Here is a 21,619-nt window from a genome sequence, read left to right as displayed (position 1 = left end):
AATTCGTCAGCTTTTTTCTTGAAAGGGGGAGTATTTGTGAGGTGGATTTATCCTCTCCTGTCTAATCGGTCAGTGATGAAACTTTTACTTCTTGTAAACATTGCTGGAACGATTTATGGATATTACTGGTATGGCTGGCAGTTACGAGAAACGCCGCCTGTGTTTCTTGCCTTTGTACCTGATAGTCCAACAGCGAGCTTATTTTTTGTCTTTGTCCTGCTGGCATTTTTACTGAAGAGAAATTGGCCGTTAATTGAAGCACTCGCAATCGTGACTTTGTTTAAATACGGGATATGGGCTGTAGTGATGAATATACTAGTTTTCATTGTTCAAGGAGAACTGGACTGGGTTGGCTACATGCTAATTTTCTCTCATTTTGCTATGGCTGTTCAAGGGATATTATATGCACCATTTTATCGATTTAAGGGCTGGCACTTAATAGTGACTGCGATATGGACAATCCACAATGATGTAATTGATTATGTTTTCTTTATGATGCCAAACTATCAAATGCTAGATAAATATATACCGCAAATTGGTTATTTTACCTTTTGGCTTTCATGTATCTCTATTGGCATCGCCTATTATTTAGGAATGAGGCCTGGTCGTTTTAAACTAAAAATTAATATCTGAAGATGGTCTAACCTTGTCCAACCTAACATACATTTTATTAGTAATGAAAGGGGGGACAAGGTTTGAAATTCAGATGGTTATCCTTTTTAGTAATGATCATGATGCTTACTCCCATAACTGTTTATGCCGAACAGCAATCGCCAATGGAGAAGCTCGATGATATCTCAGATGAAGCTCTCCAAATGGTGAAGTTTCAAAGATATGAGGATGCAAAAAAATTGCTTGATTATTTTTCAGATCAATTTACAAGCATTAAAGGGACAGAAGAACCGCTATCAATGGATGAGGTTAGAATTGTTAATACCTCCCATGATGAGGCAATGGAAGCGGCCGTAAGTCCCAATATGAAATATGAAGAAAGACTAAATAAACTAACTAAGTTCCGTCTTGTTATTGATGCATTAGCAACGAGTCATCAGCCTTTATGGACAGAAATGGAAGATCAAATCATGACTTCCTTTCACCAGGCAAAAGAAGCAGCTCTAATGGGTGATACCGCCCATTTTCATACCAATTTTAACACCTTCCTCTCCTTATATAATGTCATATATCCAAGTATGAAAATAGATGTTCCTGTGGAAAATATTCAAAGGTTAGATGCACGAATTGACTTTATTAATGAATATCGATCACAAATGGTTAATGATGTTAAAAGCCAGCAGGAACTTGATGCCCTTGACACTGACCTTAAAAATCTTTTTGCCAATATGGAAGAGGATGAGGCAGATCCATCGTTATGGTGGGTGATTATATCTACAGGAAGTATTATTATCATGACATTATCTTATGTAGGCTGGAGAAAGTATCAAGGAGATAAAGAACTGAAGAAAGGTCGTTCCAGAGACTTAAAAGATTGACGGGTCTAATCGGCTAGACATATACTAAAAACATCACGGGCTGATTTGGAGGTTACAATGTATCTAATTTACTTTGCAATCATTGTTTTAATTCCATTATGGGCACAAATGAGAGTGAAAAATACTTTTGCAAGATATTCACGTGTACCAACATCAACCAACCGACGAGGGGCTGATGTTGCGAGGGAAATCCTAAATGCAAATGGACTATATAATGTAGTGGTAGAGGAAGGCCGAGGGTTTTTAAGTGACCATTACGATCCCAGAAGCAAAGCGGTTCGTCTATCACCTGAGAATTACCATGGACATTCGATTGCAGCATCCGCTATTGCTGCCCATGAATGTGGACATGCCATTCAGGATGGAGAGAGATATACTTTCCTTCGCTTCCGTCACGCCTTAGTTCCAGTTGCAAATCTAGGTTCAAATGCTTCATGGATTCTTATTATGATTGGTATCTTTGCTCATTTAAGCGGGTTACTGTTGCTTGGAATTATTTTCATGGCCGCAGCTGTTCTATTTCAACTGGTTACGCTGCCAGTTGAGTTTAATGCTTCAAACCGGGCGATGAAACAGGTTGTTTCACTTGGATTAATCGGTAATCGGGAACAGAGAGAAGCAAGGAAGGTATTAAACGCAGCAGCACTTACGTATGTTGCTGCAGCCGCTGTGGCTGTATTAGAATTATTAAGACTTGTGTTAATTTTTACTGGAATGAATAGAAGTGACGATTAAAAAAATGTCCTCACAATGTGGGGACATTTTTTTATTGGCCAATCGGCATTTTATTTTCATCAAGGGTAAAACCCTCTCCGTGGACATCATGGACTACTGAGATAGACACGAAGGCATGCGGATCGACAGAGGTAACTAAATTCTTCAGTCGGATAATTTCATTTTTGGCCACAACACAATAGAGTACTTCACGCTCATTTTTTGTATAAGAGCCATAGGCTTTGAGAGCAGTTACCCCGCGATCCATTTCGGCCATTATTTTCGCAGCTATTTGTTCGTTTAGGTCAGATATAATCATTGCCCCTCTTGCCGAGTAAGCTCCTTCTTGAATAATATCAATCACCCGCGCACCGACAAAAACAGCTACTAACGTGTACATTGCTTGTTTATAATTTAAGTATGTAAACCATGAAATTGCAATTACACAGGCATCGAATAGAAACATTGTTTTTCCCATATTCCAGCCTGCATATTTTTGGACCAGTCTTGCAATAATATCTACCCCGCCGGTTGTACCTCCAAATCGAAAAATAATACCTAACCCAATCCCAGTGAAGGCTCCAGCAAATAAAGCAGCCAATGTTAAATCATGTTCTAACGGCATTTCAATTGAATTGCGCTGAAATATCCATAAAAAAATCGAAACTCCAATCGTTCCAATCATGGTATACAAAAAGGCATTCCGTCCCAATAGCTTCCATCCTATAAAAAACAAAGGAATATTAAGGATTAAGTTCGTATAAGAGGGATCCCATTTAAACAGGAAATAGACAAGTAATGTAATTCCTGTGAATCCTCCTTCAGCAAGTTTATTCTGCATATTAAAATTTACAAGTCCAAATGACATAATCGCGGAACCAATGAGGATAAACAGTATATTTTTTATTTTCATACCAAAGATCATAAGAATTTCGCCTCTTTTCTTTATTTCTCTATTATGGCGTTTCTAATTATAACCAATAAGGTAATGAAGAGCAATGCGAACTAGGAAAACCGCTTCTTTAAAGCGAAAACATTTGTAAAACAAGCGTAATTTAGCTAACATTATAAGGAATATTAATAAAAAGTAAATTGCCCGTTTACGAAAATGAGGTGGAGTGAAATGACTAACGGGAAGTCGATGAAAGAGCTTCAGAAGGAAGTAGATCAATACATAAGTCAATTTAAAGAAGGATATTTTAGCCCGCTCGCTATGCTTGCCAGGCTAACAGAGGAGCTTGGTGAACTGGCAAGGGAAGTTAACCATTATTATGGAGAAAAACCGAAAAAGTCGACGGAGACGGAAAAAGCAATTGAAGAAGAGCTTGGGGATCTCCTTTTTGTTATAATTTGTTTAGCTAATTCCTTAAACATTGATTTAGAAGAGGCTCATGACTATGTGATGAACAAATTTAATACCAGAGATAAAAACCGTTGGACAAGACTTGATCAAGAAGGTGTGGAGTGAAGATATGAATTCGATTAAAATTATCATTGCAGGCCCACGCGGTCGGATGGGCAGTGAAGCAGTTAAATTAGTCACTAATACAGGACACTTTGAACTAGTTGCCGCTGTTGACCATAAAAATGATGGAATGATGTTGAGTGATGTGGAAGGTTTTCAATCCATTCCTAATGTACCTGTTTATTCAGACATTGAAAAATGTCTTCTAGATATTGACGCAGATGTATTAATTGACTTAACGACCCCTGAAGTAGGTATGTACCACGCAAAAACGGCACTTGAACATAATGTTCGTCCAGTTGTTGGAACGACTGGATTTAGCAAACAGGATTTGGAGGAGCTTGAGAAGCTTTGTCTAGAAAAAGAACTTGGCTGTATCATTGCACCAAACTTTGCGGTTGGTGCTGTATTAATGATGAAATTCTCACAAATGGCAGCAAAATACTTTGGAGATGTTGAGATCATTGAGATGCATCATGATCAGAAACTTGATGCACCATCAGGAACCGCGGTAAAAACAGCAGAGTTGATTTCTGCTGTAAGAGAAGGTAAAAAACAAGGTCATCCAAATGAAAAAGAAACCATTACAGGAGCAAGAGGCGGAGAATACGATGGAATGCATATTCATTCTGTTCGTTTGCCAGGACTAATTGCCCATCAACAAGTATTATTTGGTTCTGATGGACAGACATTAACGATTCGTCACGATTCCTATAACCGTGGGTCTTTTATGTCAGGTGTAAAAGTTGCGGTTGAAACTGTTATGAAGAACAATACTTTTGTTTATGGACTTGAAAATATATTAGATTAGGGGCAAGGATATGAATATAGCATTAATAGCACATGACCAAAAGAAAAATGACTTAGTACAATTCGTTACAGCCTATCGAGGCATTTTTGCCAAACATACCTTATATGCCACTGGAACGACAGGATCAAGGATTAATGAGGCTACAGGATTAGATATAACCCGCTTTAAGTCCGGACCTCTTGGCGGAGACCAAGAAATTGGAGCAATGATTGCCAAAAATCAAATGGATGCCATTTTCTTTTTCAGAGATCCATTAACCGCGCAGCCACATGAACCTGATGTAACAGCGTTAGTAAGACTTTGCGATGTCTATTCGATTCCGTTGGCTACAAATATGGGTACGGCTGAATTACTCATTAGAGGATTAGAAATGGGATTGTTGGAATGGAGAAATGTAGCTAAAGAGAATGGTGATGTAAATGAAGCTTAATCAATTACATATCCTCGCATTTGGTGCACATGCTGATGATGTAGAGATTGGTATGGCTGGCACCATTGCGAAATTAGCGGAAGAAGGAAAACAGATAGGTATTTGTGATTTAACTGATGCTGATTTATCTTCCAATGGAAATGTAGTGCTAAGAAAAGAGGAAGCGGGCAGAGCGGCAGAAATTTTAGGTGTATCAGTCCGTACTTCGCTAGGTTTTCCTGATCGAGGGTTATTCTTAAAAGAAGAGTATATTCAAAAGGTTGCCGAAACCATTCGAAAGTATAAGCCAAAGATTGTGTTTGCTCCATATTCGGAAGATCGGCATCCGGATCATGGGAATTGTGCGAAAATTGTCGAGGAAGCCGTATTTTCTGCTGGGATTAGAAAATACCAAACAGATGAATGGAACGAACCTCATCGCGTGGAAAAGATGTATTTTTATATGATCAACGGATTTCATAAACCTGATTTTACTTTTGATATTACGCCAGTGATCGATAAAAAGCTGGCCTCCCTAAGGGCCTATAGAAGCCAGTTTGAATTAACAGCGCAAAGTGTTCAAACACCGCTTGTGAATGATTATATCGAAACAGTTGAATCAAGAGAAAGAATGTTTGGAAAACTGGTGGGAGTGTCTTATGCTGAGGGGTTTAAGACTAAGGTTCCGCTTGTTTTGAAACATGATTTACTAGGAGAAGAACCATGCGGAAACTAAAAATTGGAATTACCTGCTATCCGACTGTTGGCGGGTCGGGAGTTGTAGCCACCGAATTAGGGAAAATGCTTGCTGAGAAGGGGCATGAAATCCACTTCATCTCGTCAAGTCTACCTTTTCGGTTAAATAGGATGTACCATAATATCCATTACCACCAAGTCGAGGTTAATCAATATTCAGTATTTCAATACCCCCCATATGATATTGCATTAGCGAGTAAAATGGCAGAAGTAGCTGATCGTGAAAAATTGGATATTCTCCATGTCCATTACGCGATTCCCCATGCTGTTTGTGCTATATTAGCGAAGCAAATGTCAAAAAGGGAAATTAAGATTGTCACAACTCTTCATGGGACGGATATTACAGTTTTAGGGTATGATCCATCATTGACTGATGCAATTAAATTCGGAATAGAAAAATCAGATAGTGTCACTGCAGTTTCGACAGCATTAGTTAATCAAACCTACGAACTTATTAATCCTGATAAGCAAATCGAAACAGTATACAATTTTATTGATGAAAGAATTTATCATAAAACAGCGGACACCTCCTTAAAAGCACAATTACAAATAAGTGATGAGGAAAAGGTGGTTATCCATGTCTCAAACTTTCGGGCTGTGAAGAGAGTTACGGATGTTATAAAAACATTTGCTAAAATTTCTGCGGTCATGCCAGCCAAACTACTGCTAGTAGGTGATGGCCCCGAAATGACTATAGTATGTAAACTTGTAAGGCAGCTCGCGATTCAAGAAAAAGTAATCTTTCTAGGAAAACAAGAAAATTTAGAGGAGCTATACTCAATTAGTGATTTAATGCTTCTGTTATCTGAAAAGGAAAGCTTTGGTCTCGTTGCCTTAGAGGCTATGGCGTGCGGTGTACCTTGTATCGGGACGAATGTAGGCGGTATCCCGGAAGTCATTCAGCAGGGTGTTTCTGGGTATATTAGTGAGGTTGGCGATATCGAGGATATTTCACGAAAAGCTATATCGCTATTAAACGATTTAGACCTGCATCAAAAAATGTCATTTGAGGCATTGAAAACTGTTAAAACAAAATTTAAGGCAGAACATATTGTGGATCAATATGAGCAGATTTACGCGAAGTTATTGAATTAAGGTGAATGAGATGAACGAACCTTTTTTATCAGCCGTTCCAATTATTAAACAGCTTGAGGATTCAGGGTTTCAAGCCTACTTTGTAGGCGGATCTGTAAGAGATTATCTTTTAAACAGATCAATTAGTGATGTAGATATTGCTACATCGGCCACACCAAATGAAGTGAAAGAAATCTTTCCAAGGACCGTCGATATTGGGATAGAACACGGAACTGTGCTAGTCCTTTTCCAAAATAAATCCTACGAGATTACCACCTTTAGGACAGAGGGAGAGTATCAGGATTATCGGAGACCAAAAGAGGTTTCCTTTATACGAAATCTTAATGATGATCTCAAACGCCGTGATTTTACTATGAATGCGATTGCCATGGATCGAAATGGTATGATTATTGATCCATATAATGGATCAGCTGCTATTCAAAATAAGGTTATCAAGACTGTCGGATCTGCAAATGAGCGTTTCCAGGAAGATGCTTTAAGGATTATGAGGGCTGTACGATTCGTCAGCCAGCTTTCATTTGCAATTGAGGAAGAGACGTTTCAAGCAATAGCAAAACTTGTTCCCTTGTTAAAAAACATAGCGGTAGAACGAATTAGAGCAGAGTTTGAAAAACTGCTTGTTGGCGAAAATGCTAACACGGCCATTGGGATCCTGCTTGATACCCATTTATATGTTTATCTGCCAAGTCTAAAAGACCATAGAAATCAGCTTGAAAGATTCAGCTCCTTTCCATTTAAAGGGCTTAATAAAATTGAGATGTGGTCGTTACTTCTCTTTACTTTAAAGCTTAAAGATAGGTCTATTGAGGTCTTTTTAAGAGAATGGAAGCTTCCAGTGAAAGAAATTAAAGAGATTCAACAAATCTTGTCTTACTTAGAAAAAAGAATGGAGCAGGAATGGACTATTTATGATCTATATTCAGCGGGTAGAGCTGCCTTGACCTCTACTGAAAAGCTCTATGGTGTTCTTAAAGGTCTAACCGAGAAGGATACACTTTTGAAGTGGTTACAGATTTATGAAGAGCTGCCAATAAAGGAGCGCAATGATATAAATGTGACCGGTCGCGATATCATGGAATGGTTTCAAACCGAAGGAGGACCTTGGTTAAGGGAAACTCTTTTAAAAGTAGAGTGTGCCATATTAGTGGGTGACATCCAAAACGACAAAGAAAAGATTAAGGGGTGGCTACTTAGGTGCAGTCAGAAATAAGAAAGAAACTACTCGATGCTTTCACAAATGCTGGCGAATCTTTTCTATCAGGTCAGTATTTAGCAGAACTAATCGGCTGTTCAAGAACGGCTGTTTGGAAGCATGTGGAGGAATTAAGAAAGGAAGGCTTCACACTAGAAGCGGTAAGAAATAAGGGGTATCGGATTGTTAAAACTCCAGAGCGAATTACAGCTGATGAAATTCGACTGGGACTCTTAACCAACTTTATTGGGAAAAATATTCATTATGAAGAAAGTGTAGAATCTACTCAAAAGATTGCCCATAATCTATCAAATGAAGGTGTACCAGAAGGAACGGTCGTTATTGCCGAAGAGCAACGGTCCGGTAAAGGAAGAATGAACCGAAGCTGGCATTCACCAAAGTATAGTGGAATTTGGATGAGTTTAATTCTAAGGCCGAATATTCCTCTGACAAAAGCCCCTCAGCTAACGCTATTAACTGCAGTGGCTATCGTACAGGCAATCGAAGAAGTCACAAATCTGGAGCCTTTGATTAAGTGGCCCAATGATATATTACTGAATGGTAAAAAAATTACGGGTATCTTAACAGAGCTTCAAGCGGAGGCAGACCAGATTCATTCTGTTATTATTGGTATGGGGATAAACGTTAACCAAAATATAGAAGACTTTCCGTCAGAGCTTCATACCAAGGCAAGCTCACTTTTGATTGAAAACGGCTCACCTATTTCCCGGGCAGAATTAATCAAGAGTATTTTTAAGCACTTTGAAAAATTATATTTGCTTTACCTCGAGCAAGGTTTTTTTCCTATTAAACTTTTATGGGAAGGATATGCGATTAGCATAGGTAAAAACCTAACCGCTAGAACACTAACCAATGTGATTGAGGGAAAGGCATTAGGAATAACTGATGATGGTGTTTTAAAATTAGAAGATAAGACAGGATTTATTCACCATATTTATTCAGCAGATATTGAGATAAGATGATAAAATATTTTTGTAAGCGCAAGTACCAAAAAGGTTCTTGCGCTTTTCTATTATCTAGCGCTCTAGCGCTTTAACAAGGCTCTTGCGCTTTTTGTATAACATGCTATAATTTCCTTGGGCAGTATCTCCTCAGAACTGCACCTTTTAGGGAATAATAACTTACAATTAAAAAGGTTTCTGCCTAGATCCGTACAACGGACCGGGACAGAGGGATGAAGATGCACATGAGTAACGATTGAGATCCTCTGCCTTAAGAAGGATCTTTTTTATTTGCTCTTAATTGGCGTTTTATCACCTCTCCCAATATTTAAGGAGGGAATAATGATGAAGCAAACCACTGACTTTTTAAAAATGAAAGAAAACAATGAAAAAATTGTCATGCTTACCGCCTATGACTATCCATCTGGAAAACAAGCAGAACAGGGCGGAGTTGACATGATTCTCGTCGGAGATTCACTTGGCATGGTTGTTCTAGGTTATGACTCAACGATCCCCGTGACGATGGAAGACATGATTCATCACACCAAAGCAGTAAAACGAGGGGCAAAAGATACCTTTATCGTGACAGACCTGCCATTCTTAGCCTATCACCTTTCCGTTAGAGATACTCTGATCAATGCTGGCAGGCTGATGCAAGAAGCGGGAGCTCATGCCGTTAAATTGGAAGGGGCAGATGGTGTAATTGAAAAGATATATGCTTTGACACAAGCAGGTATTCCCGTATGCGGGCATCTCGGTTTAACACCTCAATCGGTTGGTGTATTAGGCGGTTATAAGGTACAGGGAAAAGATGCTCATGCCGCCCAAAAACTATTAGAAGATGCTAAAAAGGTTGAGGAAGCTGGAGCCTTTGCGGTTGTGCTTGAATGTGTTCCTAAACAGCTGGCAGAGGAAGTAGCTAAGTCTATTTCTATCCCTGTCATTGGAATTGGAGCTGGGCTAAATGTAGATGGACAGGTTTTGGTTTATCACGATCTATTGGGCTATGGTGTTGAAAGGGTGCCTAAATTCGTGAAGCAATACCATTCTGTAAACCCATTTATGATTGAATCTATTCAAGCTTATACAACTGAAGTGAAAAAAAATCAATTTCCGGAAGATAAACACTCCTTTACGATGAAGGAAGAGGAACTGAAAGTTCTTTATGGAGGAAAAAAATGAGGGTCATAACAACCATTCATGAGATGCAGAATGTAATACTAAAACATAAAGAGTTGGGAAAGTCGATCGGATTTGTTCCTACCATGGGCTTTCTTCATGAGGGCCACTTGGCTCTTATCTCTAAGGCAAGAAAAGAAAATGATGTCGTAGTAGTAAGTATATTTGTTAATCCTTTACAATTCGGACCGAAGGAGGACTTTTCTTCCTATCCCCGTGATTTTGACCGAGATCGTGCTTTAGCAGAAGGTGAAAAGGTTGATTACCTCTTTTATCCTTCGGTTGAGGAGATGTATCCTCGAGAACCATCTGTTAAAGTGGTCGTTCAGGAACGAACCAATGTACTATGCGGGAAGTCACGCCCAGGTCATTTTGACGGGGTTGCCACAGTTATTACCAAGCTATTTCATATCATGATGCCTTCACGAGCCTATTTTGGTAAGAAGGACGCTCAGCAAGTAGCCGTGATAGATGGATTAATTTCCGATTTTAATTTTCCCGTGCAGTTAATACCGGTTGACATTGTTCGAGAAATGGACGGGTTAGCAAAAAGTTCACGAAATGTTAACTTATTACCGGAAGAGAGAGAACAGGCTCCAATTATATATAAAAGTCTGCAAACAGCAAAAAAGGCAATTGATAAAGGTGAAGTAAATCCTGCTGTTCTCACTAATATGATCAAAGAATTGATTACAACTGAGTCTAATGGGGAAATAGATTATGTTGAAATTCTTTCTTATCCATTTCTAAAACCATTGGAAAAAATAGAAGGTTTTATTATTATTGCTGTTGCTGTAAAATTTTCGAAGGTAAGATTAATCGACAATATCATGATTCAAATAGATTAGAAAAGCTTCACAAGAGGAGGAATAAACTTGTTTCGTACTATGATGAATGGCAAAATCCATCGTGCAACCGTCACTGAAGCCAATTTAAATTATGTTGGCAGTATTACGATTGATGAAGATATCATTGATGCTGTTGGAATGGCAGCAAATGAAAAGGTACAAATTGTGAACAATAATAATGGAGCCAGGTTAGAAACGTATATTATTCCAGGTGAAAGAGGGAGCGGAGTCATTTGTTTAAATGGTGCAGCTGCTAGGCTTGTTCAAGTGGGTGATACGGTGATTATTATTTCTTATGCATTGGTACCGGATGAAAAAGTTAAAACTCATAAACCAAAAGTAGCTATTATGGATGAAAATAATCAGATTAAAGATCTTCTACATGCAGAACCTGCACTTACCATTTTATAAGGTCCCCATTTTTGGGGATTTTTTTATTATTTTAAAAATCCAGTAGACAATGGTAGAATTTAAATCATTATGGAAAAGTAATGTTGCCGTTTAATGAACGAAGGTTTGGGGTGTAACAAATGTTAAATAAATTTGTTGTGATTGATTTAGAGACAACGGGTAATACACCAAAAAAGGGTGATAGAATTATTCAGTTTGCGGCTGTCGTGATAGAAAACGGAAAAATCACCGAACAGTTCTCGTCGCTGATCAATCCTCAAAAACCAATTCCAGTCTTTATCGAAGAATTAACTGGAATCAATGATGAAATGGTTAAGGATGCACCATTATTTACTGAAATTACCGAAAAGGTTCAATCGTTGTTAGAAGGGGCCTATTTTGTTGCTCATAACGTTCTGTTTGATCTTTCCTTTCTTCAAGAAGAATTACTTCAAGCTGGATCGGGAGGGTTTTATGGGTCCGTTTTAGACACCGTGGAAATGGCCAGAATTCTCTATCCCACAGCAGACAGCTATAAGCTTTCAGATTTGGCTGAGAAAGAAAATCTTTCCCATGACAGACCACATCAGGCAGATAGTGATGCCTTGGTGACAGCCGAACTTTTTTTAATTCTGTTAAGACGGCTATCTTTATTACCGGTGATTACGGTAAGACAGCTAACCCAGTTATCTGGGGGATTAAAAAGTGATCTTCAGTTGTTCCTTGAAGAAGTGGGTGAAACATTCGAAGGTCCAGCCCAATCGGATTCAATTGAAATCCTAAATGATATTGCATTAAAAAAAGAATCTATTGAAAAGGGAATCGAAAACTTAGAGAAGGAAAATGTTAAGTATCCAGAAGGTGACGAAGAAAAGGTTGAGATCATTCAAAATAGCATAAATTCTTTTGTGAAGCGTGCTGGACAATTCAAGATGATGGATACCGTCTATGAATCCCTTCGACTTTCTAGGCATACGCTAATTGAGGCCGGAACAGGCGTGGGTAAATCGCTTGGTTATCTTTTGCCTATAGCTTATTTTGCTAAGCAAAATAATCAGCCCATTATAGTGAGTACCCATACCATTCAACTCCAAGAACAACTTTTAAGCAAAGAAATTCCCTTACTAACAAAAATTCTTCCATTTGAAATAAAAGCAGTTCTATTAAAAGGCAGGAATCATTATTTAAATTTAGAAAAATTTCACCAAACATTGATGGATGAAAACGACAATTATGATACTACCTTAACAAAAATGCAAATTCTAGTGTGGTTAACGGAAACGGTGACAGGTGATCGGGATGAGTTAAATCTATCGAGCGGGGGCCAATTTTATTGGAATAAAATAAGGGAAGAACAGACGAGCCTATATGAGGATAAGGGCTGGCAGGACAGAGATTTTTATCAAAAGGCTAAAAGGAATGCCCAATCGGCAGATATTATCATCACAAATCATTCCTTGTTATTAAATGATATAAAAGGCGGAGGTTCGATTTTACCTGCTTCCGATTATGTGGTGATTGATGAAGCTCATCATTTGGAGAAAGTAGCAAGCAGGTACTTTGGCTATACATTAGATTATTTATCTACCCGTTTGCTCTTTAGTCAATTTGGTACCTATGAGCAAAAACAACTCTTTTATGATATGGAACAACTGACATCACGACTTCCTGCTGCTAAAACCCAATTTGTTACTACCTTTGAATTGAATCAATTGGTATTGGATGTACATTACGAGCTGGATGAGTTTTTTAAATTAATGGCACTTTATGCAAAAACAAAGGCAGCAAATAAAAAAGGGACATATCGTATCAAAGTTCGATATAACTCCAATGATGGCGGCAGAGAAAGAAAAGCGCTCGTCCATAGTGCCGAGAGGTTGTCTTTTTTACTTAAGGACCTAATCAATGAAATAGACAGTCGACTTAATTGGCTAAAAGCTGAGAAAAATACATTATCCATTCCTGAACTACATCAAGTGGAGGATGCGTTTGGATTTATAGCTGAGCTTGATGAATTTCGAACCATATTGATTAGCTGTTTTATTAAAGATTCAAAGGAAGTAAAATGGATTGAAATGGATACCCGTTCACCACAAAATATAACAACCTTTTTAGCTCAGCCAGCTACTGTTGCTGTACACTTGAAAGAGAAGTTCTTTCAAAACAAGAAGGCGGTAATCCTAACTTCAGCAACCCTATCCGTTAATCATTCTTTTGAATATATCATGAGAGAACTCGGTCTTGAGGCAAACGCTACTGTTCAAGTGAGTATTCCCTCACCATTTGTGTATAAAGACCAGGTTCAACTGCTCATCCCTGAGGATTTACCGGAAATTAACTCCGTCTCACTAGAGGAGTATGTTATTGGGATTACCGAACATATCATCACCATTGCTGAGGCTACAAAAGGCAGGCTGCTCATTCTTTTTACTGCTTTTGATATGCTCAAAAAAACGTATGAACTAATAAAAGAAAGTGGTTTTCTTCATGAATATGTGTTAATCGCTCAAGGTATTTCAAGTGGAAGCCGTTCTCGATTGACAAGAAATTTTCAGCGCTATGAAAAGGCCATCTTGTTAGGTACAAGCAGCTTTTGGGAAGGAGTAGATATCCCAGGTGAAGACTTATCCTGCCTTGTAATTGTCAGGCTGCCATTTAGTCCTCCAGATGAACCTTTGACAGAAGCTAAGTGTCAATTGATTGTCCAACAGGGAAGGAATGCTTTTTCCGATTACTCACTACCAGAGGCTATCCTTCGTTTTAAACAAGGCTTTGGCCGGCTCATTAGGACCGAAACGGATCGCGGAGTAATCATTGTATTTGATAGAAGAATCGTTACAACACAGTACGGAAAGGCCTTTTTGAAATCAATCCCTCCAGTCCCTGTCAAAAAGGGGAAAATGACAGAATTAGCGTCGTTTATCCAAAAATGGTTATGATAAAATTTGGAAAATAACACATCCTATTATTATCTGGGAGGAATGTGTATGAAAATATTGCTTATGATTTTGGCTTTATTGATTCCAAGCAGTATGACAGTGAGAGCAGAAACAACACTGCCTGCCGAGGTTGAAAAAATTGATGTGAAATTAACGGAACATCAAGCAGCAGTCACCTTTTTAGGCTTGGCTACAGGTGAAGCAACGCTTGTGCAAGGTCCTAATGACGAAAATATTTTAATAAATATCGGGGGGCAGGGGGAAGTTTCTGAGTTAGAAGGATGGCTTTCACTTTATAATGTTAAGAATCTCTCTACATTAATTTTAACGAACGATAACGAAAAGGTATCGAAGGAGAAAATTGATAAGTTAATTAACAAATATAAAATTAAAGAAATTATTACCACGCCTGAAGTTTCTACATTTTTAAGCAGAGAAATATCCAATCAAATACCTGTTACCGTTTGGAAAGAAGGTACAAAGAAAGAAATCCTTCCTGACATGTTTGCTGATGTTCAATTCCTTGGGAATGAACAACATGAAGGGTTGGATTTGATGCTGCACTTTTTTAAACATAACTTATTTTTAATGACTTCCTTTAGTCAAAAGGCGGAACAAAAATTTATAGCAAAGCATTTAGAGGATGTTCATGTCTTTAAAATACCCTATAGACTTACAAACGACTCCTTGTCTGATCAGCTTATCCAAACACTAAATCCGCAAATATCCATCCTTGTTGGAGCAGAGGAAGATCAGTTGGATCAAGATTTACTGCGTGACCTGCAAGGCATTTGGTCTGAAGTGTATTTAACAAAAAAACATGGGACTGTCACCATAAAATTTACAGAATCAAATTACGAAATTATCACCATTCCATTAAAGGATGACGAATAATTTTTTTGAAAAACTGAAAAAATTGTCTATTTTGATGAAGATTGATAACACATCTTGATTTATCCTGTTATAATAATTTAGAAAGATTCATGATATAGAGGTTTAACTATAAAAGTACATAAAGAAGTGAGAAAGAAAGATGAAAAAATGGATTTTCATTCCCTTATTTGCATTAATTCTCATCATCGGATTGTTTATAAAAGTCTATTTTTCTTCTGTACAACCGGTTAAAGCGGCTGAAAAAAAGGCTGTTTCACTAGCCAGAGATAAGGTGCAGTTGAGTGAAGTGGATGACTTTCATATATACAATGGCATTGAGACAGTTAATGTGATTGAAGGGAAAAATAAAAACGGCAGTAAAGTAATCGTTTGGATTCCGGAAAAGAGTAAAAAGGTTATCATTAAAAAGGCCAAAGATGGAATCACTAAAGAAGAAGCAATTCAAAAGTTATTGCAGGAAAAACAACCCAAGAAAATTATTTCAGTGCGGCTTGGTATGGAAAAAAATATTCCAATGTGGGAAATTTACTACCGTTCTGAAAATAATTTAATAAATTATTACTATGTTCACTTTGAAACCGGTGAATGGCTGAAAAAAGTTGAAAATCTATAGCTAGTGGAGATCGGAGGAAAGAGATTATGGCAATCAAACTTGCAAATCGGGTAATGGCACTTACGCCATCTACTACGTTAGCTATCACTGCAAAAGCAAAAGAATTGAAAGAAAAAGGGGAAGATGTTATTGGTTTAGGGGCAGGGGAACCTGACTTTAATACACCCCAGCACATATTAGATGCCGCTGTACAATCAATGAACGAGGGGCATACAAAGTATACTCCTTCGGCGGGTCTGCCTGCCTTAAAAAAAGCAATTATTAATAAGTTTGAGGCTGACCAAGGATTAGTCTACAAACCTAATGAAGTAATTGTAGGTAATGGGGCAAAGCACGTCTTATATACATTATTTCAAGTTATACTCAACGATGATGATGAGGTAATCATTCCAACACCTTATTGGGTCAGCTATCCTGAGCAAGTAAAGTTAGCAGGTGGTGTGCCAGTCTATGTAGAAGGACTGGAACAAAATCATTTTAAAATTACACCTCAGCAATTAACGGAAGCGATTTCGGATAAAACAAAAGCCGTGATTATAAATTCACCAAGCAATCCGACAGGGGTTTTATACACGGAACAAGAACTTTTAGAATTAGGGAAAATTTGTTTGGCAAAAGATATTTTGATTGTTTCAGATGAAATTTATGAGAAGCTTGTCTACTTCGGTGCGAAACATGTTTCAATTGCTCAGCTCTCACCTGAATTGAAGGAGCAAACCATTGTCATCAATGGGGTATCCAAATCTCATTCAATGACTGGCTGGAGAATTGGCTATGCTGCAGGTAATAAACAAATCGTTGAGGCCATGACCAATCTTGCCAGCCATAGTACATCCAATCCGACCACAACAGCCCAATATGCGGCAATAGCGGCTTACAATGGTACACAGGAACCTGTTGAAGAAATGAGACAGGCATTTGAGAATAGATTAGAGATTATCTATGATAAATTAGTTGCAATCCCTGGATTTACCTGTGTGAAGCCACAGGGTGCTTTTTACCTTTATCCAAATGTAAAGAATGCAGCAGAGATAACAGGATTCAGTAACGTTGATGACTTCGTTGAGGCCCTGCTCGTCGAAGCTAAAGTTGCAGTTATTCCAGGTTCAGGTTTTGGGACTCCAGATAATATCCGCCTATCCTATGCAACTTCCCTAGAACAATTAGAAAAAGCTGTGGAACGAATTGATCAATTTGTTAAAGCAAAGGTTAAAAGCTAAACTATTATTGTAATTTTAAAAGTCTGCAACTTGCAGACTTTTTGTTTTTCCTTTCCAAAGTTGGATTCCTAATACTCTTACTCGAATAGTTGGTTCATGTTATACTAATCTAGAGGTGTAGAAACATGAAATCAAATATAGTGGCTTGGATGCAGCAAGGGAACATTACGATTCCTACATTGCTGTTTTCAGAATATCGAAATCTGAACTTAAATGAGACGGAACTTGTTCTTTTATTAAATATTATTACTTTTATTGAAAAAGGAAATGAATTTCCTACTCCAGAAGAGCTATCAGGTTTAATGACAGTATCCATTGCTGAGTGTCATGACATGCTAAGAAGGTTGATACAAAGAGGCTTTATTGAAATAATTGATCAATATAGTAATGAAGGCATCCGCTTTGAAAAATATTCTGTAAAGCCATTGTGGGAAAAACTAGTTGATCAGTTTTTGTTAAATGACCAGGTAACAAGACAAACTGAACAGAAAAATGAAGAAACTGACGTATATACTTGTTTCGAAAAGGAATTTGGCCGCCCGCTTTCTCCATTTGAGTGTGAATCGCTTGGGATGTGGATGGATGATGACCATCATGACCCAATTATCATAAAAGCTGCGCTTCGTGAGGCAGTGATGTCAGGAAAATTAAACTTCCGTTATATAGATCGAATTCTTTTTGAGTGGAAGAAAAATGGGATTAAAACCATTGAACAGGCTAAAAATCATGGGCGTAAGTTTAGGCAAAAACAAACGGATAAAACACAACCTAAGAATGAGGCCCATCAGCCGTCTGTCCCTTTTTATAACTGGTTAGAGCAAAAATAATAGTCAATAGAACGAGGGGTAATACTCTCGTTTTCTTTCATTTTATAAGTAGCAGGTGAGATCAATGCTGAATAATACTCAAATTCGTTATTGCTTAGATGAAATGGGTAATCTGTTTCCAGATGCACATTGTGAGTTGAACCACTCTAATCCATTTGAACTTGTTATTGCTGTTTCATTATCAGCACAATGTACTGATGCCCTTGTAAATAAAGTAACTAAGCGGTTATTTGAAAAATATAAAACCCCAGAAGATTACTTAAATGTATCACTTGAAGAACTTCAAAACGATATTCGCTCCATTGGCCTATATCGAAATAAAGCAAAAAATATTCAGAGTTTATGCAGAATGTTAATAGAAGAATATAACGGTATTCTTCCAAAAGACAGAGATGAGTTGACTAAACTGGCGGGGGTTGGCAGAAAAACGGCCAATGTCGTCGTTTCAGTAGCTTTTAATATACCAGCTATTGCAGTAGATACACATGTGGAAAGGGTTAGTAAACGCCTTGGGATTTGCCGGTGGAAGGATTCCGTACTTGAAGTGGAGAAAACGTTAATGAAGAAGGTTCCAAAGGAAGAATGGTCCCTAACACACCATCGATTAATCTTTTTTGGACGTTATCATTGCAAGGCACAAAATCCACAATGTCCAAGCTGTCCGTTATTAGAGCTGTGTCGGGAAGGTAAAAAGAGATTAAAAGGTAAGGCTGCAGTAAATGAATAATCGACGAGAAGCAGCAGCAGCAATACTGGCTGAGTGGGGAATCATTCAAAGCCAACTTGTCCCCAAATTTCGTGCTCGTGATCAAAAAGACACGAAAGAATGGATGGAAAAGGGAATCAACCTTTTCCTGGAATTTTTATATCTTACAAATCATGAAACCTTCCTATCTAGTAATGAAATTAGCTATGACCAGTTTTTATACAAGCCGGTTAATTTAGAAGAAAGAATCGATTTTATAAATTCCAGACCCGGTTTATACCATTCCTATCGGCAGCTTTCTGAATTAATGCTTGAGCAGGAGAAACAATTTGTAAAGAGCAATATCATAAAAAAATCGCCTAGGTCATTAACCTAGACGATTTTTTTAGCTTATTGGCTATTCGTTCCTCCACGATTTCCTGTACTTTGATTCGGAGGAGGAGTTACAGGGGTTGTAACCGGGGGAGTAGCCCCTCCTTGGCCAGTATTCCCGGTATTCCCGGTATTCCCAGTATTTCCAGTATTACTTCCACTTCCAGTCCCATTGCCATTGGTAGTCCCGTTTTCATTTCCGGTCCCATTTCCGTTTTCAGTACCAGTCCCATTTCCGGTCCCATTGCCATTTTCAGTACCAGTTCCATTTCCGGTGCCATTGTTGTTTTCGGTACCAGTCCCGGGGGTAGTTCCTGTTCCTTGGTCAGTCTGTCCTTCACTCTGTGGTATATCAATGGAGGTATGAACAGCATCACTCTTATTCGTTCCACTAAAGGCAAAGATAGAAATAGTATATTTTTCTCCAGGGTTAGCTTTAAAGGTTAAGCTGTTGCCAGTTTGAACAGTATGATTCGAATTGGTACCGTCAATCGTGACATCAAATTGAATATCTTTGTTTGCAGCATTGTTATAATCCCATGAAACGACAACATTTCCGTTCGTATTATCATACTTAGCAGCAACATTTGCAGGTGCTGAAAGCTTGTTATATTTTTCAGATACTCTTTTAGGTGCATGCCCTTTAACCGCGTATTCAATTGATACCTGACTACTAGGTGTATACTGGCTAGCCAATACAGGAGGCATGGTGCCTTTTTCAATTCTAACCTTTTGGACACTATTCGGCATTTTAAAATCTGGAGTGTTAATGTCCTTAGATACATATGCCATTAAATTCTTAAATAGCAGCTGAGCAATTCTTTGATTGCTGCCTTCCGCCGTAATTGGAGTTTTCCGGCTTTCATATCCCGTCCAAATGGAAGCAGTATAATTGGTCGTATAGCCGGTAAACCAAGCATCCGGAACGGAACTGCTATTTATATTCCATTCAGCCATTTCTTGATCTGTATAGTTTGTAGTTCCTGTTTTTCCTGCTATTGGAAGACCTGGAACTTTAGCCCTTGTTCCTGTTCCAGGAGACATCAGTACACTCTTCAACATATCGGTAACCATAAAGGCAGTCGAATCCTTCATTACCACTTTTGGTTTAGGGGCTGTATCAATCATGGTTCCGTCTCGCAGCTTAATTTTCTTAACGGAATGTGGTTTAGTATAGAATCCGTTATTTCCAAAAGCAGCATAGGCTCCGGCCATTTGAAGCGGGGAAACCCCAGTTTCAAAGCCGCCGATGGCATAGGATTCGTAAATTTCTTTTAAAGGAATACCAAGATTAACGGCAAATTCTTTTGCTTTATCAAGTCCAACTTGCTGTAGTGCTTGAACAGCGGGACTGTTACGTGATAACTGCAGGGCCGTTCTCATCGTCATTGGACCCTTATACTTCTGATCCCAGTTGCCAAATTTCTTCCCAGATGAATAAGTAATCGGCTTATCGTTAATCATTTCATAGGTGCCCCAGTTTAAATATTCAATTGCAGGGCCGTAATCTAGCACTGGTTTAATTGTAGAGCCAGGCTGCCGTCTTGTATCAATTGCATAATTAAAACCGCGTTGAACTTGTTGGTTTCTTCCGCCCCCGATTGCCCGAATTTCTCCTGTCTTTGTATCAAGAAGGACAATACCAGCTTGAAGTTTATCATCAGGATAAGGGATGATATCGGAATCCTTTGTATTTAGGATTTCATTAACATGTAATTGCGCATCTTTATCAAGTGTAGTATAAATCGTTAAACCATCTGTAAAAATATCAAAATCTGTAGTAGCCTTTACCTCATCAATGACAGCATCCACAAACGATTCATAAGGCTTATCATCCACCTTACGTTGATCTTGCTTTAATACATCATCAGCTACAGAAACCTTACTAGCTTCTTGCATTTCTTGCTTAGAGATAAATCCATGCTGATACATCAATGATAAAACGATGTTCCGTCTTTTTTCTGCTAAATCCGGGTGGTTAAACGGATTATAATTGTTAGGACTTTGTGGCATCCCGGCTATTTGCGCCGCCTCAGCCAAAGTAAGGTCCTTTAATTCCTTGCCATAATAGATTTCGGCCGCAGTAGCAAGACCATGGCTGTTTTCGGATACATAAACTTTATTTACATACATCTCAAAGATCTGGTGTTTTGTATATTGCTGCTCTAGCTGATAGGCAAGCCATGCTTCTTGAACCTTCCGTTTTAACGTCTTTTCTTGCGTTAAAAAAGCATTTTTAACAACTTGTTGCGTGATGGTGCTTCCGCCTTCTGCACCAAATCCATGCTGGAAGTTGGCTAAAATGGCGCCGCCTAGACGAATTGGATCAATACCATGGTGCTTATAGAAACGATAGTCTTCTGTAGCTAACACAGCATCTTCAAGTATTTTAGGAATGTCTTTATAGTTTACATATTCCCGGTTTACAGCACCAACTTCAGTAATCAACTTATCATTTTTATCTAAAATTTTTGAAGGGATAGGATCTTTTAATAATTTTGGATCAAGTTTGGGAGCATCCTTAACGAAATAAGCGAAAGTCCCCACTCCGGCAAGTATTCCAATTATTCCGAGGACAACAAGACTTAGAAAAATCTTCTTAAATAGTCCGCGTGGTTTTTTTTGCTTATTTTTCTTGCCTTTGGATTGGAGTTGCTTTCTGCGCTCCTCTCTTGATTTGAATTGTTCAGACATAATGATTTCCTTCCTTTCTACTCTCTATGAAAAAATTGAAGTT

At 38.3% G+C, this 21,619-nt stretch carries 22 protein-coding genes; 20 read left to right on the top strand and 2 right to left on the bottom strand.

The genetic code is table 11. The annotated features are described in order from the left end of the window. Positions 1–36 precede the first annotated feature (36 nt). The 3 genes from V7077_RS01560 (at position 37) to V7077_RS01550 (ending at position 2,225) form a co-directional block, all read left to right on the top strand. Positions 37–633 carry a DUF1405 domain-containing protein gene (locus tag V7077_RS01560; protein WP_335498082.1) on the top strand — a complete coding sequence of 199 codons (597 nt, stop codon included), beginning with the start codon at positions 37–39 and terminating at the stop codon, positions 631–633. A 62-nt stretch (positions 634–695) separates the two neighbouring features. Further along, positions 696–1,490 carry a sporulation protein YpjB gene (gene ypjB / locus V7077_RS01555; RefSeq protein WP_335498081.1) on the top strand — a complete coding sequence of 265 codons (795 nt, stop codon included), beginning with the start codon at positions 696–698 and terminating at the stop codon, positions 1,488–1,490. Between the two features lie 57 nt (positions 1,491–1,547). Next, positions 1,548–2,225, top strand: a complete 678-nt coding sequence (locus V7077_RS01550) for a zinc metallopeptidase (RefSeq protein ID WP_335498080.1) — start codon at positions 1,548–1,550, stop codon at positions 2,223–2,225. 31 nt (positions 2,226–2,256) lie between these two features. On the opposite strand, the gene V7077_RS01545 is transcribed toward V7077_RS01550, so the two are convergent. Further along, a complete protein-coding gene (locus V7077_RS01545; protein ID WP_335498079.1) occupies positions 2,257–3,129 on the bottom strand; it encodes a YitT family protein in 873 nt (290 codons plus the stop codon). Between the two features lie 198 nt (positions 3,130–3,327). On the opposite strand from V7077_RS01545, the gene V7077_RS01540 reads away from it, so the two are divergent. The 17 genes from V7077_RS01540 to V7077_RS01460 all read left to right on the top strand — a co-directional run bounded on the left by V7077_RS01540 (position 3,328) and on the right by V7077_RS01460 (position 18,886). After that, positions 3,328–3,672: a nucleotide pyrophosphohydrolase gene (locus V7077_RS01540; protein WP_335498078.1), complete on the top strand. Its 345-nt coding sequence runs from the start codon at positions 3,328–3,330 to the stop codon at positions 3,670–3,672. Positions 3,673–3,676: 4 nt separating this feature from the next. After that, a complete protein-coding gene (dapB, locus tag V7077_RS01535) occupies positions 3,677–4,480 on the top strand; it encodes a 4-hydroxy-tetrahydrodipicolinate reductase (protein ID WP_335498077.1) in 804 nt (267 codons plus the stop codon). A gap of 10 nt (positions 4,481–4,490) precedes the next feature. Then, positions 4,491–4,910 carry a methylglyoxal synthase gene (mgsA, locus tag V7077_RS01530; RefSeq protein WP_335498076.1) on the top strand — a complete coding sequence of 140 codons (420 nt, stop codon included), beginning with the start codon at positions 4,491–4,493 and terminating at the stop codon, positions 4,908–4,910. After that, positions 4,900–5,625, top strand: coding sequence for a bacillithiol biosynthesis deacetylase BshB1 (gene bshB1, locus V7077_RS01525; RefSeq protein WP_335498075.1), 726 nt, complete (start codon positions 4,900–4,902; stop codon positions 5,623–5,625). The genes mgsA and bshB1 overlap by 11 nt, the downstream gene beginning before the upstream one ends. Further along, a complete protein-coding gene (gene bshA, locus V7077_RS01520; protein WP_335498074.1) occupies positions 5,613–6,740 on the top strand; it encodes an N-acetyl-alpha-D-glucosaminyl L-malate synthase BshA in 1,128 nt (375 codons plus the stop codon). The genes bshB1 and bshA overlap by 13 nt, the downstream gene beginning before the upstream one ends. 10 nt (positions 6,741–6,750) lie before the next feature. Next, complete coding sequence (locus V7077_RS01515; protein WP_335498073.1) at positions 6,751–7,950, top strand: CCA tRNA nucleotidyltransferase; 1,200 nt, start codon at positions 6,751–6,753, stop codon at positions 7,948–7,950. Further along, on the top strand, positions 7,935–8,915 hold the full coding sequence (locus tag V7077_RS01510) for a biotin--[acetyl-CoA-carboxylase] ligase (RefSeq protein WP_335498072.1): 981 nt from the start codon (positions 7,935–7,937) through the stop codon (positions 8,913–8,915). Before V7077_RS01515 ends, V7077_RS01510 begins: the two co-directional genes overlap by 16 nt. Before the next feature lie 324 nt (positions 8,916–9,239). Continuing rightward, positions 9,240–10,076: a 3-methyl-2-oxobutanoate hydroxymethyltransferase gene (gene panB / locus V7077_RS01505; protein ID WP_335498102.1), complete on the top strand. Its 837-nt coding sequence runs from the start codon at positions 9,240–9,242 to the stop codon at positions 10,074–10,076. Further along, complete coding sequence (gene panC, locus V7077_RS01500) at positions 10,073–10,921, top strand: pantoate--beta-alanine ligase (RefSeq protein ID WP_335498071.1); 849 nt, start codon at positions 10,073–10,075, stop codon at positions 10,919–10,921. The genes panB and panC overlap by 4 nt, the downstream gene beginning before the upstream one ends. A 27-nt stretch (positions 10,922–10,948) precedes the next feature. Then, a complete protein-coding gene (gene panD, locus V7077_RS01495; RefSeq protein WP_335498070.1) occupies positions 10,949–11,332 on the top strand; it encodes an aspartate 1-decarboxylase in 384 nt (127 codons plus the stop codon). A 119-nt stretch (positions 11,333–11,451) separates the two neighbouring features. Next, on the top strand, positions 11,452–14,250 hold the full coding sequence (gene dinG, locus V7077_RS01490; RefSeq protein ID WP_335498069.1) for an ATP-dependent DNA helicase DinG: 2,799 nt from the start codon (positions 11,452–11,454) through the stop codon (positions 14,248–14,250). A 48-nt stretch (positions 14,251–14,298) separates the two neighbouring features. Continuing rightward, complete coding sequence (locus V7077_RS01485; protein WP_335498068.1) at positions 14,299–15,144, top strand: hypothetical protein; 846 nt, start codon at positions 14,299–14,301, stop codon at positions 15,142–15,144. 139 nt (positions 15,145–15,283) lie between these two features. Further along, entirely contained in the window at positions 15,284–15,757 is a 474-nt protein-coding gene (locus tag V7077_RS01480; protein WP_335498067.1) for a cell wall elongation regulator TseB-like domain-containing protein, read from the top strand. 32 nt (positions 15,758–15,789) lie between these two features. After that, positions 15,790–16,977: a pyridoxal phosphate-dependent aminotransferase gene (locus V7077_RS01475; RefSeq protein WP_335498101.1), complete on the top strand. Its 1,188-nt coding sequence runs from the start codon at positions 15,790–15,792 to the stop codon at positions 16,975–16,977. Between the two features lie 125 nt (positions 16,978–17,102). After that, positions 17,103–17,804 (top strand): DnaD domain-containing protein, encoded by a 702-nt coding sequence (locus V7077_RS01470; protein ID WP_335498066.1) that lies wholly within the window; start codon positions 17,103–17,105, stop codon positions 17,802–17,804. A 64-nt stretch (positions 17,805–17,868) separates the two neighbouring features. Continuing rightward, on the top strand, positions 17,869–18,531 hold the full coding sequence (gene nth, locus V7077_RS01465) for an endonuclease III (RefSeq protein ID WP_335498065.1): 663 nt from the start codon (positions 17,869–17,871) through the stop codon (positions 18,529–18,531). After that, a complete protein-coding gene (locus tag V7077_RS01460) occupies positions 18,524–18,886 on the top strand; it encodes a YpoC family protein (protein ID WP_335498064.1) in 363 nt (120 codons plus the stop codon). The genes nth and V7077_RS01460 overlap by 8 nt, the downstream gene beginning before the upstream one ends. A 14-nt stretch (positions 18,887–18,900) precedes the next feature. Here the strand turns inward: V7077_RS01460 and V7077_RS01455 are convergent, their stop codons facing one another. Next, positions 18,901–21,576, bottom strand: coding sequence for a PBP1A family penicillin-binding protein (locus V7077_RS01455; RefSeq protein WP_335498063.1), 2,676 nt, complete (start codon positions 21,574–21,576; stop codon positions 18,901–18,903). Positions 21,577–21,619: the final 43 nt, after the last annotated feature.

This window comes from Neobacillus vireti (assembly GCF_036962465.1).
In the GTDB taxonomy this organism is placed as follows: domain Bacteria; phylum Bacillota; class Bacilli; order Bacillales; family Cytobacillaceae; genus Neobacillus; species Neobacillus vireti_B.
This window is presented reverse-complemented; position numbering and strand designations above follow the sequence as displayed.